The organism is Deinococcus carri, from assembly GCF_039545055.1.
GTDB lineage: Bacteria > Deinococcota > Deinococci > Deinococcales > Deinococcaceae > Deinococcus > Deinococcus carri.
On sequence record NZ_BAABRP010000006.1, the window covers coordinates 103,857 to 117,500 of the forward strand.

Annotated in this window: 13 protein-coding genes, 2 tRNA genes and 1 other RNA gene (1 of these 16 cut by a window edge); 6 read left to right on the forward strand and 10 right to left on the reverse strand. The window is 70.5% G+C overall.

The window, feature by feature from the left end; genetic code table 11:
- Nucleotide 1 precedes the first annotated feature (1 nt).
- A complete protein-coding gene (locus ABEA67_RS09870; RefSeq protein ID WP_345464594.1) occupies nt 2–460 on the reverse strand; it encodes a DUF3197 domain-containing protein in 459 nt (152 codons plus the stop codon).
- 112 nt (nt 461–572) lie between these two features.
- Between ABEA67_RS09870 and ABEA67_RS09875 the strand changes: the two genes are divergently transcribed.
- The 3 genes from ABEA67_RS09875 (at nt 573) to ABEA67_RS09885 (ending at nt 2,704) form a co-directional block, all read left to right on the forward strand.
- Entirely contained in the window at nt 573–1,271 is a 699-nt protein-coding gene (locus ABEA67_RS09875) for a S4 domain-containing protein (RefSeq protein WP_345464597.1), read from the forward strand.
- A 110-nt stretch (nt 1,272–1,381) separates the two neighbouring features.
- Nucleotides 1,382–2,389, forward strand: a complete 1,008-nt coding sequence (gene zapE, locus ABEA67_RS09880) for a cell division protein ZapE (RefSeq protein WP_345464600.1) — start codon at nt 1,382–1,384, stop codon at nt 2,387–2,389.
- Between the two features lie 78 nt (nt 2,390–2,467).
- A complete protein-coding gene (locus ABEA67_RS09885) occupies nt 2,468–2,704 on the forward strand; it encodes a hypothetical protein (protein ID WP_345464603.1) in 237 nt (78 codons plus the stop codon).
- A 34-nt stretch (nt 2,705–2,738) separates the two neighbouring features.
- Here ABEA67_RS09885 and ABEA67_RS09890 read toward each other — a convergent pair.
- A tRNA-Leu gene (locus ABEA67_RS09890) sits at nt 2,739–2,825 on the reverse strand.
- A gap of 60 nt (nt 2,826–2,885) precedes the next feature.
- Nucleotides 2,886–3,243: a transfer-messenger RNA gene (gene ssrA, locus ABEA67_RS09895) on the reverse strand.
- A 116-nt stretch (nt 3,244–3,359) separates the two neighbouring features.
- On the opposite strand from ssrA, the gene yqeK reads away from it, so the two are divergent.
- Entirely contained in the window at nt 3,360–3,968 is a 609-nt protein-coding gene (gene yqeK, locus ABEA67_RS09900) for a bis(5'-nucleosyl)-tetraphosphatase (symmetrical) YqeK (protein WP_345464606.1), read from the forward strand.
- Between the two features lie 5 nt (nt 3,969–3,973).
- Here the strand turns inward: yqeK and ABEA67_RS09905 are convergent, their stop codons facing one another.
- From ABEA67_RS09905 to ABEA67_RS09935, 7 genes are all read right to left on the reverse strand, one after another.
- Nucleotides 3,974–4,705: a PHP domain-containing protein gene (locus ABEA67_RS09905; protein WP_345464608.1), complete on the reverse strand. Its 732-nt coding sequence runs from the start codon at nt 4,703–4,705 to the stop codon at nt 3,974–3,976.
- A complete protein-coding gene (locus ABEA67_RS09910) occupies nt 4,702–5,652 on the reverse strand; it encodes a diacylglycerol/lipid kinase family protein (RefSeq protein WP_345464610.1) in 951 nt (316 codons plus the stop codon). The genes ABEA67_RS09905 and ABEA67_RS09910 overlap by 4 nt, the downstream gene beginning before the upstream one ends.
- A gap of 85 nt (nt 5,653–5,737) precedes the next feature.
- Entirely contained in the window at nt 5,738–7,915 is a 2,178-nt protein-coding gene (locus tag ABEA67_RS09915) for a family 1 glycosylhydrolase (RefSeq protein ID WP_345464613.1), read from the reverse strand.
- A 343-nt stretch (nt 7,916–8,258) separates the two neighbouring features.
- Nucleotides 8,259–9,212 (reverse strand): endonuclease/exonuclease/phosphatase family protein, encoded by a 954-nt coding sequence (locus ABEA67_RS09920; RefSeq protein ID WP_345464616.1) that lies wholly within the window; start codon nt 9,210–9,212, stop codon nt 8,259–8,261.
- 157 nt (nt 9,213–9,369) lie between these two features.
- On the reverse strand, nt 9,370–11,079 hold the full coding sequence (hflX, locus tag ABEA67_RS09925; RefSeq protein ID WP_345464619.1) for a GTPase HflX: 1,710 nt from the start codon (nt 11,077–11,079) through the stop codon (nt 9,370–9,372).
- 235 nt (nt 11,080–11,314) lie between these two features.
- The gene (locus ABEA67_RS09930) at nt 11,315–12,247 is read right to left on the reverse strand and encodes an aminoglycoside phosphotransferase family protein (RefSeq protein ID WP_345464622.1); all 933 of its coding nucleotides are present in this window, start codon (nt 12,245–12,247) and stop codon (nt 11,315–11,317) included.
- Nucleotides 12,248–12,356: 109 nt separating this feature from the next.
- Nucleotides 12,357–12,446: transfer RNA gene (locus ABEA67_RS09935), tRNA-Ser, on the reverse strand.
- A 101-nt stretch (nt 12,447–12,547) separates the two neighbouring features.
- On the opposite strand from ABEA67_RS09935, the gene ABEA67_RS09940 reads away from it, so the two are divergent.
- Both ABEA67_RS09940 and murJ read left to right on the forward strand, forming a co-directional pair.
- Nucleotides 12,548–12,748: a hypothetical protein gene (locus ABEA67_RS09940; RefSeq protein WP_345464625.1), complete on the forward strand. Its 201-nt coding sequence runs from the start codon at nt 12,548–12,550 to the stop codon at nt 12,746–12,748.
- A gap of 182 nt (nt 12,749–12,930) precedes the next feature.
- Nucleotides 12,931–13,644 carry the 5' end (the start) of a murein biosynthesis integral membrane protein MurJ gene (gene murJ / locus ABEA67_RS09945; RefSeq protein ID WP_345464628.1) on the forward strand. 906 nt of this gene lie beyond the right edge of the window, so 714 of the gene's 1,620 nt are visible here — the first part of the coding sequence; the start codon lies at nt 12,931–12,933; the stop codon falls past the right edge of the window.

The following is a 13,644-nucleotide window of genomic DNA, read 5'->3' on the forward strand; positions in this document are numbered from 1 at the left end:
GTCAAAGGTCCTCACTCCCCTCAGCGGCCCAGCCCTCCTCCTCGCCGTTCCGGGGGCCGCTGGGCCGCGTGGTGTAGATGGCGGGATCACTGGGATTGCTCGCCGCGACGAGGCGCGCGACCTCGTCCGCGTCCGGTTCGGCCAGCACGCGCACGAAGTCGGAGGCGCTCAGCACCGTCTCGCGCACGGGCCAGCCCTGCGCCTGCGCCCGCCGGGTCAGCTCCGCGAGGGCCTGGGCACCCGCCCGGCCAAACGCCGGACCGAAGGCGGCGGCGGTCACGAGGGCCTCGCCCCCCGCGGTCAGCAGCGCGGCGTAACGTGCCCGGTCCCGGTCCCCCTGCCGGTCGGTAACCAGAATCAGCCGTCCCTGCGCGCCGCTGGCCCCCTCCAGATATGGCAAAACGGCGTGCAGCGTCTCCAGCGGTGCTCCCGGCACCCCGAGCGGGTCAGCGATGTGCATGGTGGGCAGTGTAAGTGGTCCGCGGGAGGCGGGGCGCGGTACGCAGGGTTTTTCTGCCTGCCTCCCGCCTCCCGCGCCCCGCCTCCTGCCTTCCGGACGCTATCCTGCCCCCATGAAGCAGAAGCTCCCCACCCTGGTCGCGCAGGCGCGCGGCGGGCGCGTGGTCCGCACGCCCTTTTTGGAGGGCGACGACATCGACCGCCGCCAACTGCAAGACGACGAGGTGCGCCACAAGCTGGCGGGCGGCTTCCCGGATGCCCGCCGGGTGGTGCTGACTCTGCACCCCGCCCACATTCCCGAGGTGGACAGCGGCGTGACCGTGCTGCGCCTGACCCCCGAGCCGGGCGGCCCGGGCTGGGACGTGCAGGACTTCATGGTGCAGCTGCGCCGCCTGAACCTCCCCGAGGAGCAACTGGGCGACGTGCGCGAGGAACGCGGCAGCTTCCTGGTGGCCGCGACCGGCAAGGCCGTTCAGACCCTGGAGGCCCTGACCGAACTGGGGGGCCGCCCGGTCGAGGTGGAGGAGGTCGGGGAGACGGCGGGCCGGGGCAGCAAGACCCGCGAGGTCGTGGTGCCGTCCATGCGGGTGGACGTGGTGGGCGCGAAGGGCTTCGGGGTCAGCCGCGCCTACTTCCAGCAGGGCATCGACGGCGGCAAGGTCCGCCTCAACGGCCAGCCCGCCCGCGCCAGCAGTGACATCCGCGAGGGCGACAGCCTCAGCGCCGACGGCCTGGGCCGCATCGACTTCAAGCGCGTGGTGAACGAGACGCGGCGCGGGAACTTCAAGGTGGAGCTGGAGGTTCACCGTTGAGGGGCCGTGAAGCTCTGAGCTTTGAGCTATGAACCAGCACCAGAACGCTTCCGCTTGCGCCCCGGCTCTCTTTTTCATAGCTCATAGCTCACCGCTCAGAGCCCCCTCCCATGATTGACCTCCTCTCCCGCCAGCCCAGCCTCACCCCCGACGAACTGACGGCGGGCCTCTCGCCCAGTGCCCGCTTTCAGGACGTGCGCTTCGAGAATTACCGCCCGAATCCCGACTTTCCCAGCCAGGAGGAGGCGCGGGCCAGCCTGCAAGCGTTTCTCAAGGGGGCGCAAGTGCGGCCGGGCGGCTTCCGCCTGTTTCGCCGCGCCAAGCCCGAGGGCCGCGGCCTGTATCTCGACGGCGGCTTCGGCGTGGGCAAGACGCACCTGCTGGCGAGCGCGTACCACGCGGCACAGGGGCGGCGCGCCCTGATGAGCTTTCAGGACCTGATGTACGTCATCGGCGCGCTGGGCATGACCCGCGCGGTCGAGGCCTTTCAGGGACACGACCTGCTGCTGATCGACGAGTTCGAGCTGGACGACCCCGGCAACACCCACATGGCGAACACGTTCCTGGGGCAACTGCTGCCGGGCGGCACCAGCGTGATCGCCACCAGCAACACCGAACCCGGCGCGCTGGGGCAGGGCCGCTTCAACGCGGCGGACTTTCAGCGCCAGATTCAGGGCATCGCCAGCCGCTTCGAGACACACCGGGTGGACGGCCCAGACTACCGCCAGCGCGGCATCACCCCGGCCCAGCCCCTCACGCCGGACGAGTTCGGGGCGTGGCGGGCGCGGCAGCCGGAGGCGACCCTGGCGATCCTGACCCACCGCGATCTGGGCCGCCTGTTGCTGGAGGTGCATCCCAGCCGATTTGCGCGGCTGCTGGAGGGTGTCCAGGCCCTCGCCGTCACCGACCTGGTGCCCATGCCCGACCAGAACGTCGCGCTGCGCTTCGTGCATTTCATCGACAAGCTGTACGACCTGGGGCTGCGCGCAGCCTTTACGGGCGCGCCGCTGGGCAGCCTGTTCAGCGACACCTACCGCCACGGGGCCTACGCCAAGAAGTACAGCCGCTGCCTCAGCCGCCTGTCCGAGCTGCTGCACGAGGCCCGGGCGTCGCTGTAACCACCCGCCGCGCACCATGAAGAACCTGCGGCCGCCGCACTCATGCCCCCCCGCGTGCCCGCCCGCTACGGTCGGTGGATGGACAGAGACTTCGTGATGGTGCTGCCCGGTGGCCGCGTCCCCGCCCGGTTCGTGACCCTGGAGGACGGCACGCCGGGCGTGGAGGTGGAGGGCGTGTCTTTCCCATACGTCACGGGCGAGGTGCCCCACGGCATCAAGGGCAACAGCGACGAGCAACGCCGCGTGATCGACAGCCTGCGCCAGCGCTTTCGCATCACGTCCGAGCCTGCGGTGTTCGCGTTCGACGTGGAATAATCAAAAAAGAACCGCGCCTAGACGCGGTTTTTTGTGGTGCCGGGAACGGGACTTGAACCCGCATATCCTTTCGGATGTTCGATTTTAAGTCGAATGCGTCTACCGATTCCGCCATCCCGGCCCCCTGGGGAGGCACGGCCCGCAGTATAGAAAAAACCCCGCCGTTTGGGGGCGGGGCAGGTGGTGGAGGTGGGCGGAGTCGAACCGCCGTCCAAAGGTCCTTCCAGCGTGCGTCTACGTGTGTAGCCTGCTGTTTGGTTGTCGGGTCAGGGGCCACCAGCCGGCGGGTTTCTCCTGACCTTAGTTCCATTTGTTTTCGCCACTCGGCTATGGAACCTCGCCGGGGCTAGCCTTCTTTTGGTTCAGTTCGCGCCGCGCCAAAGGCCGGGCTAGACGGTCACTGTGCTGTCAATTAAGCAGCAAGGGCGAACGAGTCGCTGTTGTTGCCAGTTAATGGCTTTGCCGTTTGTTTACGAGGCCAACGGCACCTCGACACGCAACATCACCTTCAGTTCCCCTGTCGAAACCGGGTCACCCCCAGCGAATACCGGACTTCTCCGGTAAAAAGCAGTGTAACAGAAGGTTATCGGGGAGATATTGACCGTTTGCACGATGTTTTCTCAGCCGTCGGGCAGGGTGCCGCTACGCTGGGGGCATGTTGCCCGACCTGCTCTCCCGCTTCCCGCCGACCGGTCACCTCGCCCGCGACGTGGACACGCTGCTGGCCGCCCACGGGCGCGAGCGCATCCGGGAACACGTTCCGCGGGTGGCGGGCGAGGCGCGGAGGCTGGCGACCCGCTTCGGCGTGGACCCTAACCGGGCCGAAGTGGCGGCCCTGCTGCATGACGTAGGCGGCATCTTCGAGCGGGGGGAGATGGTGGACCTGTGCCTGGGCCTCGGCCTGGGCGTGCTGCCCGAGGAACGGCAGGTGCCGCTGCTGCTGCACGCCCGGCTCAGTGAGGTGCTGGCCCGCGAGCTGTACGGCGTGACCGATGCGGGCGTGTTGCAGGCCATCCGCTTTCACACCACGCTGCACGGCGCACCCACGCCCCTCGACGAGGTGGTCTTTCTGGCCGACAAGCTGGAGTGGGACGGAGGAGGCACGCCGCCCTACCACGCGGCCCTGTCGCGGGCGCTGGAGGGGGGCCTGGAGGCAGGAACCCGCTGGATGCTGGGCTGGATGGCGACGCCGGAAGCGCGGCTGCTGTTGCCCCACCCGGACCTGAAGGCGGCGTGGGCACAGTACGGCATCGCCCACCCCTGAGAGCTTCAGCCCTCCCGCCGGAAGCGCCCGTTCAGATTCCGCCACTGCTTGCGCCCGTAGGCATAGACGGGGTGCGTCCAGTGCCCGCCGACCACGCCCTCCCGCAGGGCGGCGAGCAGGTGTTCGGGCGTCTGGACGGTGCGGAAGGGCGTTTCCACCCACGCCTCCCCGATGTCGCGCAGGGTGTGGGCGTCGCTCCCGGCACAGACGGGCAGACCACGCTCCTGCGCCCACTGCGCGGCCACCCGGTTCCAGTGATGCCGCGACAGCCGGGAATTGAAGGTTTCGACGATGTCGATCTGGTCCGCGATACGGAGGGTGGCCTCCGGGCGCAGGCGGTAACGCTTCAGGGGGTCGAAGCCGTGCTGAAGCATCACCAGGCCGCCCTGCGCCTTGATCTCGCGCACCGTTTCCTCGGGCGTGAGCCGGGGTGGGATGCGCTCCCTCAGAAAGAGGCCGATCAGCTCGCCCTCGCTGGTCGTGACCTCCTCGCCGGGGATGATGCTGAGGCGGTCGCCCAGGCCCAAATCCGCCACGATGCGGGCGAGTTCAGGGCCGCCGCGCTGCTGGTCGTGGTCGGTCACGGCGATCACGCGGGTGTTGGTCCGCAGCAGCCAGGCGGGGATGTCGCGCAGCGGGGTGCGGCAGTCGTGGCTGACCTCGGTGTGGGTGTGCAGGTCCATCCGCATCACCTGCACGCCGTCCCGGAAGACGAGGTTGTTCGGCAGCGCGCTCATCTGCCCGCCTCCTCCCGCCCCGGCACCAGCACGGCCAGGGCACCCGGCCAGACCTCCACCCGCACCTCACCCGTCACGCCGGGCTGCGCGGGCCGCACCTCGCCGTCCACGTGAAAGGCCTGGCCGACATAGGGAATCTCGATGCGGCGGGCCGCGTCGTTCTGCACGCTGCCCAGCTCCTCGAAGCTGTCCCGCGCCAGCGCCGCGAGGTAGGCCAGCAGCCCGTCGCGGCCCGCGGCGTCCACCCGGATCACGTTCAGCTCGCCGTCGGTGGGGTCGGCGGTGGTGGCGAGCCGCAGGCGGGGGCCGGTGGCGCGGGTGTTCATCACCTCGACCAGGACGTAAGGCGTCTGCGGCTGCACCTGTCCGTCCAGCGTGAGGCTCAGCGGCAGCGGGTCGAAGTTCGTGAAGGTGGCGGCCAGGGCACCGGCGGCCCGCAGCGGACTCTTGCCGCCTTCCGGGTCGTACTCGGCCAGCACGTCGGCAAAGGCTCCGCAGCCGCACGCCTCCAGAAAGAGGTCCTCGCCCCAGGGGGCCACGAGGCGGCCCAGGTCCAGCGGCACGGTTCCGGCCCCCGCGTAGCCCGCGATCACGTCCAGCGGCTCGCCCGAGATGCCCAGCGTCCGCCCGATGTTGTTGGCCGTGCCCATCGGAATGATGCCCAGGCGCACACCCCCCCGCCCGGCCAGATGCAGGGCCGCGGCACGCACCGTGCCGTCCCCACCCGCCACGAAGACCGTGCCCCGCGCGTCCTCCAGGGCCGCCGCGAGGTCGGCCTCGTCGTCGGTGGCGCGGTAGACGGGCCGGTACCCCTGCGCGTGCAGCGCCTCCACCAGCCGGTCAGGGCTGGAGCGGGTGCTGCCGCCCGCCTTGCTGTTGAAGATCAGGGTGGCGTCGGTCGCGTCCGGCTTGGACCGGGCGGGGAGGGTCTGGGCGTCGGGGGCCATGGCAGGAATGTAATCCATCCCGGGTTGTGAACGCTTCCCCTGAACGGCCGGGAAGGCGGCCGCCCCTGCGCTTCTCCCCGCTGGCTCAGTCGGAGGCCAGCAGTTCCTGGGCCTGTTCCTGCACCGCCGGATGGGTGGCCCAGCGCTGCACGGCGTCCGCGAGGTCCGGCATGATCCAGCCGCGTTCGCTGCCCAGGGCGCTGAAGGTGGGCCGCGCGGCGGGCAGGCCCAGCGCAACGGTGGGCACGCCCTCGACCAGTTCCGGGTCCAGGCCGGTGGCCCCGGCCACCATCCGAGCGAACTCGGCCCAGCTCACGGCCCCGGCGTTCGCCAGGTGCCACAGGCCGCCCTCGCCGTCGATCAGCAGGTCCAGCGCGGTGTGGGTGAGGTCGGGCACGAAGGTGGGCGACACCACCTGATCGTCGGCCACCCGCACCGGCTGCCCGGCCCGCAGCTCCCGCTGGACATAGGCCGCGAAGTTGTAGGGGTCCCAGGGGCCGAAAAAGGCGCTGGTCCGCACGACCAGGGCGTCGGGCAACGCCTCCAGCACCCCGGTCTCGGCGGCCCGCTTGCTGCGCCCGTAGGCATTGAGCGGGTGGGGGGTGTCCGATTCGACATAGGGGGCACCCTTGCGCCCGTCGAACACCAGGTCGGAGGAGAAGGTCAGCAGCCGCACACCCTGCCCGGCGCAGGCCTGGGCCAGCACCCGCGGGCCGGCCGCGTTCTCGCGCTCGTTGCGCGGGTCATGCTCGGCGTCGTCGACGCGCACGTAGCCCGCCGCGTTGATGATGGCCCAGGGGTGGTAGGTTTCCAGCGCCGCCCCAGCTGAGCGGGGGTCAGTGATGTCGAGGTCCTGGCGCGAGAGGAGGTGGTAGGGCAGGCCGCGCCCCTCGCAGGCGCGGGCCAGGGCGCGGCCCAGCGTGCCGGTGGCCCCGGTGATCAGCAGCGGGCGTCCGGCGGGGCGCTCGGCGCGCACGGGGCCGACAGCGGGAAAGAGGAGACGTTCCCCGCGCCGCCACCAGCCCGGCCCGGCCAGCACGGGGTGGCTGGCGGGCTGGCCGTGGCCCAGTTCGCGCGCGAGCTGCGCGAGCGCGGTGGGGCGCGGCTGCGGCGCGCGCACGTCCCACAGCCCGCTCTCGTAGTGGCCGCTGCGGCGGGTCAGCAGGCTGTTCCACTCGAAGGCCCCCAGCGCCGCCCAGGCCGTCACGGCCCGCACGTCCGCGCCCTCCCGGCGCACCTGCCCGGCCTCCTGCCAGGCCGCGTGCAGCCAGCGGAGCTGCTCCTCGCGCGTGCAGCCCAGATGCACCTCGGTGATGGCGAGGGGAAGTCCGTAGCGGGCGTGGGCTTCGCGCAGCCGCCCGCCCACCCCGCCGATGCTCTCGCCGCGTACCCGCACCGCCTCCACGTCCGCGTAGCGCTCGCGGCCGTTGCTGCCGTGCGTGTGGGACGGGTAGTGGTGCAGCCGCTCGTCCAGGAAGCGCTCGCTGGTCACATACACGTTCAGGCCCAGCACGTCCGGCGGACAGGGATGCTCGGCGAACCACAGCACCTCGCGCTCGCTGGCCCCGGCCCAGCGCAGGTGGTCCCACATCGGGTGCGCCTCGTCCACCCGGCCCAGCAGCAGGTCGAAACTCAGCCAGCGCCGCTCGTTCTCGAAGTCGGCCTGTCCCCTCAACCGGGGGGTGCTGGAAATATGGCCCAGGTCCTCGGTCTGGATCAGCCTCGCCTCCGGGTTGACCCGGCGAATCTCCTCCATCGCCAGCACGGTGGCGCGGAGCTGGTGCATCAGCGCCTGCCAGAAGCTGCGCTCGTCCCGCGCGTGGGGGTACCAGTGCCCGTACAGCGCCGAGAACCGGGCGGTGGTGAGCGGTTCGTTGACCGGCGTGTAGTCGCTCACGTCCGGGTAGCGTTCGGCGACCGCGCGGGCGTAGGCCCGCAGGCCGTCCACAAAGCCGGGGTCGAGCAGGTGCGTGTGGCGGGGGCCGCCTCCGTGATGCACCAGCCCCACGATGGGCCGGACGCCGTGCCCGGCGAGGCGGGCCAGCCGTTCGTCGGCCCAGCGCCAGTCGGCCTGCGCCAGCCCCTGGGGCGCGGTGCGTTCCCACAGCAGCGGAAAGCGCAGGGCCGACACCCCCAGCGCCGCCAGCCGGTCGATGTCCTCCGGGCGGCGGTCGAAGCCGCTGAGACTCAGTTGGTCGAGGCTCTCCGTCCTCACGCGGCTGACGGTCGGCTCGATGCCCACCCACAGTTCTAGATTGTCCATGCAAACCTCCCTGGTACCGCTGACCTCTGTCCGGTCCGCCCCGGCAGGCCTGGTCCCGGACATCGCCCGGGCAGGCCGCACGCTTGGGGTTGACCTTTCCTCGTCGGGGTTGCCCCACAGATGGCTCTCCGGGAAACCTCCGCGGGGGACTCGGGGTCAGGCGCAGGAAAAACCGTTCGGGATACCGCCTCTGACCCGCGGCCAGAGACCTGCCCGGCATTCTGCTGGGTCGCCGCCCCCGGGGGGCACAAAACGAGTTGTGAACAACTTAACGCCCCGTCCAGGTTCTCCACGATTCCTGCCAGGAGGGCTTCACGGGGTTCTCATGCGCGGGGTCCAGGGGTCAGAAGCGGCCGGGCAGAATCCGTGAGGAGGAGGAGGACGAGAACTCGGCCAGCAGTGGCCGGTGGTCACTGCCTGCCCCGGCCAGCACCCGCACCCGCTTGGGTGTCAGGCCCCGCCCCAGCAGGTGGTCAATCCGCAGGAAGAGGCCGGGGAAGGTCCAGCCGGGGCCGCGTCCGGCCAGGTCAAAGGCGTCGGGGCCGAAGGCCTGCCGGAGGTGCCGGTACACCACCCCCCGGGGCGGCGTGTTCAGGTCGCCGCCCAGCAGCAGCGGTCCCGGCCCGCGTGCGGCGATGCCCGCCAGCAACTTCACCTGTTCACCCCGCACGTCCCGCGTCTGCCGCATCCGGGCAAAGTCGCCCCTGAGGGCACTCGACACCAGCACGGTCCCCAGGTGCGCGTTCACCACCCGGAGCGGCTGTCCCCGCCAGCGCACCCGCGTTTCCAGAAAGTTCCGCCTGCTCCCCGGCGCGGCGTGGGTGCGGGTTCCCAGGACCGGCAGCCGCGAGAGGGTCAGCACCTCCTCCCCGGCCGCGACGCGGTAGCCGGGCAGGCGGGCCAGCAGTTCCTCCCGGAAGCCTGGCCGCACGAAGTTCGTCTCCTGAAGCAGCAGCAGGTCGGCATCCGCCGCGCGCAGGGCCGCGGCCACCCCTTCCGGCGTTCCCTGCGTGCCCCGCGCCACGTTGAACGTCACCACCCGCAACGCGCCGCCGTCCTGCTGGGGCCGCCAGTGGAGCAGGCCCGCGCCCCACGCCGCCAGCCCCAGGCCCGCCAGCGCCACCGCCGTCCCGCGCCGCCGCCATAGCGTCCACGCCAGTACGAACGGCGCGGGCAGCAGCCACAGCAGCGGGGGCGCGTAGGCGAGCAGCAGGGTGGGAAGGGTCTGCTCCCCGACGTACTCCCCCAGCAGCCACGTCAGCGCGACGGCGAGAAGGTAGAGCCAGGCGAGGCGCATGAAAAAAGCCTCTCACGTGGGGGTGAGAGGCTGTGAGTGGTCAGTGGTGGGTGGTCAGTGGGGTGGGGGAGAGGGCTATTCTGACCCCTCTACCACAGGGAGAAGGGCCTGGCGTAGCCAGGGGCTGAGGGGTCTTTCCCACTGACCACTCACCGGTCTACCGGTACTCCGCCGCCCGTTCCCGCGCCTCCTCCCGCTGCGCGAGTTCCTGCCGCTGCACGCCCGCGATGGCGTCGGCCAGGGCTTCCTTGAGGTCCGGGATGCCCAGGTTCCGCAGGGCACTCACCGGAATGCCCCCGGTGCGTTCCACCTCGCGCTCCAGCACCTCGGGGTCGGCGGCGTCGGCCTTGTTGAGCGCGGTGACGGTGGGCATCTCGCGGAAGCCCAGGTCCTCCAGAATGCGGTTCACGGCGTCCAGGCGCAGGTCGGCCCCCGGACTCGCCACGTCCACCACATGCAGCAGCACGTCGGCGTCCCCGATTTCCTCCAGCGTGGCACGGAAGGCCCGCGCGAGGTCCTTGGGCAGGTCGCGGATAAAGCCCACGGTGTCGGTGAAGACGACCGGCCCGATGCCCTCGATGAAGCCCTGGCGGCTGGTGGGGCGCAGCGTGGCGAACAGCTTGTTCTCAGCCAGCACGCGGCGGGGTTCCTCGGCGGCGTGGGTAAAGGCGTTCAGCAGCGTGGACTTGCCCGCGTTGGTGTACCCGACGATGGAGACGACCGGCACGTCGTTGCGCGCACGCCCCTTGCGGCGTTCCTCGCGGCGCACCGCCACGCCCTCCAGTTGCTTTTCCAGAAAGGATAGGCGGTCGTTGATGCGGCGGCGGTCCAGCTCCAGCTTGGTTTCACCGGGGCCGCGTGTGCCAATCGCCCCACCTGCCGCGCTGCCCGCGCTGCCGCCGATGCGGGAAAGCTGCGCGCCCGCGCCCAGCAGCCGGGGTTTCATGTAGCGCAGTTGCGCGAGTTCCACCTGAAGCCGCGATTCCACGCCCTGCGCGTGCAGCGCGAAGATATCCAGAATGAGCTGCGTGCGGTCGAGCACCTTCAGGCCCGTGGCGGCCTCGATCTCGCGCGCCTGCGCCGGGCCGAGTTCCTGGCCGAAAATCAGCAGGTCGGCGTCCAGGTGGTACGCCTTGCTGGTGAGTTCCTCCAGCTTGCCCGCGCCCACCAGGGTGCCGGGCTTGAGGTTGCGGCGGTAGACCAGCTCCCGGTACACGACCTCCGCGCCCGCGGTGCGCGCCAGCTCGGAGAGTTCGGTCAGCCGCTCCTCGGCGTCGAACTCGCCCTGGTCGAGCTGCACCAGAATGGCGCGCTCGCGGTCCTTTTTGGCCTCGCGGGTGCGGGCGGCACGGGCGATTTCCTCCTCCAGCGCCCCGACCTGCGCGCCCAGGTCGAAGTCGTCGATCTGAAAGGCGGGCACCGGGGGCAGGATGCGCCAGTCCTCTTCCTCGCCCACCGTGCCGGGCGGCGTGAGGTGCGCGGTGTGGACCAGACCCGGCTGGCCCCCCTCCCGCACCTCGATGGCGCTGACCGCGTCCAGCCGCTTCAGGAACAGCGTGGAGAGGTCGCCCTTGCTGAGCGCCCCGCCGCGCGGGTGGGTGTGCAGCAGGTGAAAGCCCGCCAGGCGCTGTTCGCCCATGCGCAGGTCGGGCAGTTCCGCGCCCTTGGCGTCCGCCACCGAGACGCTGACCACGCGGCCCCGGCGGTCGATCAGCACGCTCACCTCGCGGCGGATGTCGTCCGAGAGTTCCGCGAGGTTGCGCGCGAGTTCGGGCGACCCGACGCGCCCCGGCTCGATGCGGCGGCGGTACAGATTGCCCAGGGCCTTGAGCTGTGCCGGGCGCAAACCCGACGTGTTGCCATGCACTTTATCTATGGTGATTCACTTCCTTTGCAGGGGTGTGGGTCGTGGGATGTGGATTGTGGGACAAGCACTCGGGGCCACCCGGACAGTCTCCGCGCGGCGAGAGGGGGGCACGTTCCGGCATCACCCCAGGGTAAACCGGGGGAGCTGCGCAGAAGGTGTGCCTTTACTTGAGGTTCTTGATCATCGTGCGGTCAGGTTGACATGCGGGGGCGGGCGGGGGCATCGGCCGGGTGGCCTAGCTCTGCCCCGCCTCGCCCAGCACCTGCCCCAGCGCGTAGCGCGAGCGCGCCACCATCGCGGGGTTGGTGTGCAGGTAATAGGGAATCTCGGCGGCAGCGATCGACAGTGCCCAGCCGCGTGCCCTGGCCCAGGTGGCCCCATCGCAGGCGACAGCCTCGCGGAAGACCCGCCTGGCCCCGGCGTCCAGCCAGTTCCAGGCCACCGCCAGTTCACAGGCGGGGTCACCGGCCCGCAGCGCGCCGAAGTCGATCACGGCGCTCAGGTGCCCGCCTTCGGCCAGCAGGTTGTCCGACTTCAGGTCACCGTGAATCCAGACGGGCGCGCCCGCCCAGACCGGTGCACGCAGCGCCGCCTCCCACGCTGCCGTGAGGGCCGCCTGATCCAGATCCTCAGGCAGAAGGGCGATGTTTTCACGCGTGAAGTCGTCGCGGCTGAGCAGCGGCGAACCGCGCTCTCCGGTGTGAGGCCCCGCCACCGGCGCACCTGTAGGGTCGCAGCCCTGGAGCGCCCGGATAAAGCCCGCCAGGTCGCGCGCCGCCCCCGCCAGGTCGTCCAGGTTCTCCCAGAAGGCCGGTTCCCCCGGCAGCCAGCGGTACACGCCCCAGCTCAGCGGGTAGCCCTCCCCCGGTTGTCCCAGGGCCAGGGGCACGGGCACCGCCAGCGGCAGGTGCGGGGCCAGCTCCGGCAGCCACGACAGCTCCTTTTCCACCTGCCCGGCCGCGTCGGGGATGCGGGGCAGCCGCACCGCCAGCTCGTCCCCCAGCCGGTAGATGACGTTGTCGCTCCCCGCCGAGGCAAAGACGTGCAGCGGCAGCTCCGCCCACTGCGGAAACTGCGCGGTCAGCAGACGGCGCACCAGCGCGGCGTCCATCTCTAGCTCACCCTCGTGCATCTTCCGGGGCGGCGCGGGATCGGGCTGTTCGGTCATCGCTTCCAGGGTAGGCGGGAAGAAGGCCGGGCCGCATCGGTGAAAGGGCCTACAGGGTTGCCGGGCCAGAAAGCACCGCCCCCGACCGTGAAGTCAGGGGCGGCTTTGCTGGCGAAGAGGGTGGGATTCGAACCCACGGTAGCCTTGCGACTACTTCGGTTTTCGAGACCGACCCATTCAACCACTCTGGCACCTCTCCGCGCGTGGCTTTCCGGCATCTGCCGGTGGGCACCGGGAAATATAGCACAGGTGTGGAGGATGGGGGAGGGGTGCAGATTTGCGGCTTCTGGGCCGCCGGGCGTGGACCGCTGGCCTTCTGCGGGCGGCACCGTCACCCGCTTCCGGCAGGAGGGGAACCACCTGATCTTCACCCTGCCGCTGAATGTGCGTGACCGCGCCGACCGGGTGTACACCAGCCTGAACGTGACGGGCCGCATCACCTTCAGCAACGGCAGCAGCAAGAACGTCTATGAGCCGTTGCCGGTGCGCCCGGCGTACTGATACGAATTCCGGTTGAACAGTTATGCAATAACTGCGAAACCCGACTGGAAGGAGAAGGACGGATTCCAGAATGGAGTTAGCCTTCGGCGCTTTCCCGAAAGCTAACGGAATGGCCGGAATCCGTATGACCCCCCCGCCCGACCTGCCCGCCTGTCCCGGCCCGCTGCATTACAGTTGGGCGCGTGACCGTCCCGCCGTCCCCCGGCCCCGCGCCCGAGGCTCCCGAGAGCCGGCCTGAACTCGAACTGGACCTCGTCTTTCCGGCGTCTACCCCCGCGCCGCAGGCCCCGGCCGCCCGCAAGTCGCTGCGGGCCAACACCCTCATCGTGATGGCGGGCACGCTGGGGTCGCGGCTGTCGGGCATCGTGCGTCAGCAGATCATGAACCTGTTCGGCAACACGCTGCTCGACGCCTTTCTGGTGGCGGTCCGGATTCCCAACCTGCTGCGCGAGCTGCTGGCCGAGGGCGCGCTCGTCAACTCGTTTATCCCGGTGTACAAGACGCTGGACGAGACCGGGCGCAGGCAGCTCGCCTCGGCCTTCAGCGGCGTGCTGATCGCGGTCAACCTGCTGCTGATGGCCGTGGGCATCCTGGCCGCGCCCTTTATCGTGGACCTGCTGCTGGCCGGGTCCCCGAACGTGGACCGGGCACTGGCCGTGTACATGACGCAGCTCGTCATGCCCTTTCTGATGCTGATCAGTCTGTCGAGCGTGGCGATGGGCCTGCTGAACGCCGACGAGCATTTCCGCGAGAGCAGCTTTGCGCCGGTGGCCTTTAACCTCGCCAGCATCGCCGTCCTGCTGCTGCTGCCCGACACGGCGACCTGGCTGGCCTTCGGCTGGCTGGCGGGTGGGGTGGCCCAGCTTCTGGTGCAGCTTCCCGCGTTGCGGCGCTTC

Excerpts from the sequence above, each read along its gene's own strand:
- ABEA67_RS09870 (WP_345464594.1), bottom strand. The coding sequence starts at position 460 with ATGCACATCGCTGACCCGCTCGGGGTGCCGGGAGCACCGCTGGAGACG.
- ABEA67_RS09875 (WP_345464597.1), top strand. The coding sequence starts at position 573 with ATGAAGCAGAAGCTCCCCACCCTGGTCGCGCAGGCGCGCGGCGGGCGC.
- zapE (WP_345464600.1), top strand. The coding sequence starts at position 1,382 with ATGATTGACCTCCTCTCCCGCCAGCCCAGCCTCACCCCCGACGAACTG.
- ABEA67_RS09885 (WP_345464603.1), top strand. The coding sequence starts at position 2,468 with ATGGACAGAGACTTCGTGATGGTGCTGCCCGGTGGCCGCGTCCCCGCC.
- yqeK (WP_345464606.1), top strand. The coding sequence starts at position 3,360 with ATGTTGCCCGACCTGCTCTCCCGCTTCCCGCCGACCGGTCACCTCGCC.
- ABEA67_RS09905 (WP_345464608.1), bottom strand. The coding sequence starts at position 4,705 with ATGAGCGCGCTGCCGAACAACCTCGTCTTCCGGGACGGCGTGCAGGTG.
- ABEA67_RS09910 (WP_345464610.1), bottom strand. The coding sequence starts at position 5,652 with ATGGCCCCCGACGCCCAGACCCTCCCCGCCCGGTCCAAGCCGGACGCG.
- ABEA67_RS09915 (WP_345464613.1), bottom strand. The coding sequence starts at position 7,915 with ATGGACAATCTAGAACTGTGGGTGGGCATCGAGCCGACCGTCAGCCGC.
- ABEA67_RS09920 (WP_345464616.1), bottom strand. The coding sequence starts at position 9,212 with ATGCGCCTCGCCTGGCTCTACCTTCTCGCCGTCGCGCTGACGTGGCTG.
- ABEA67_RS09930 (WP_345464622.1), bottom strand. The coding sequence starts at position 12,247 with ATGACCGAACAGCCCGATCCCGCGCCGCCCCGGAAGATGCACGAGGGT.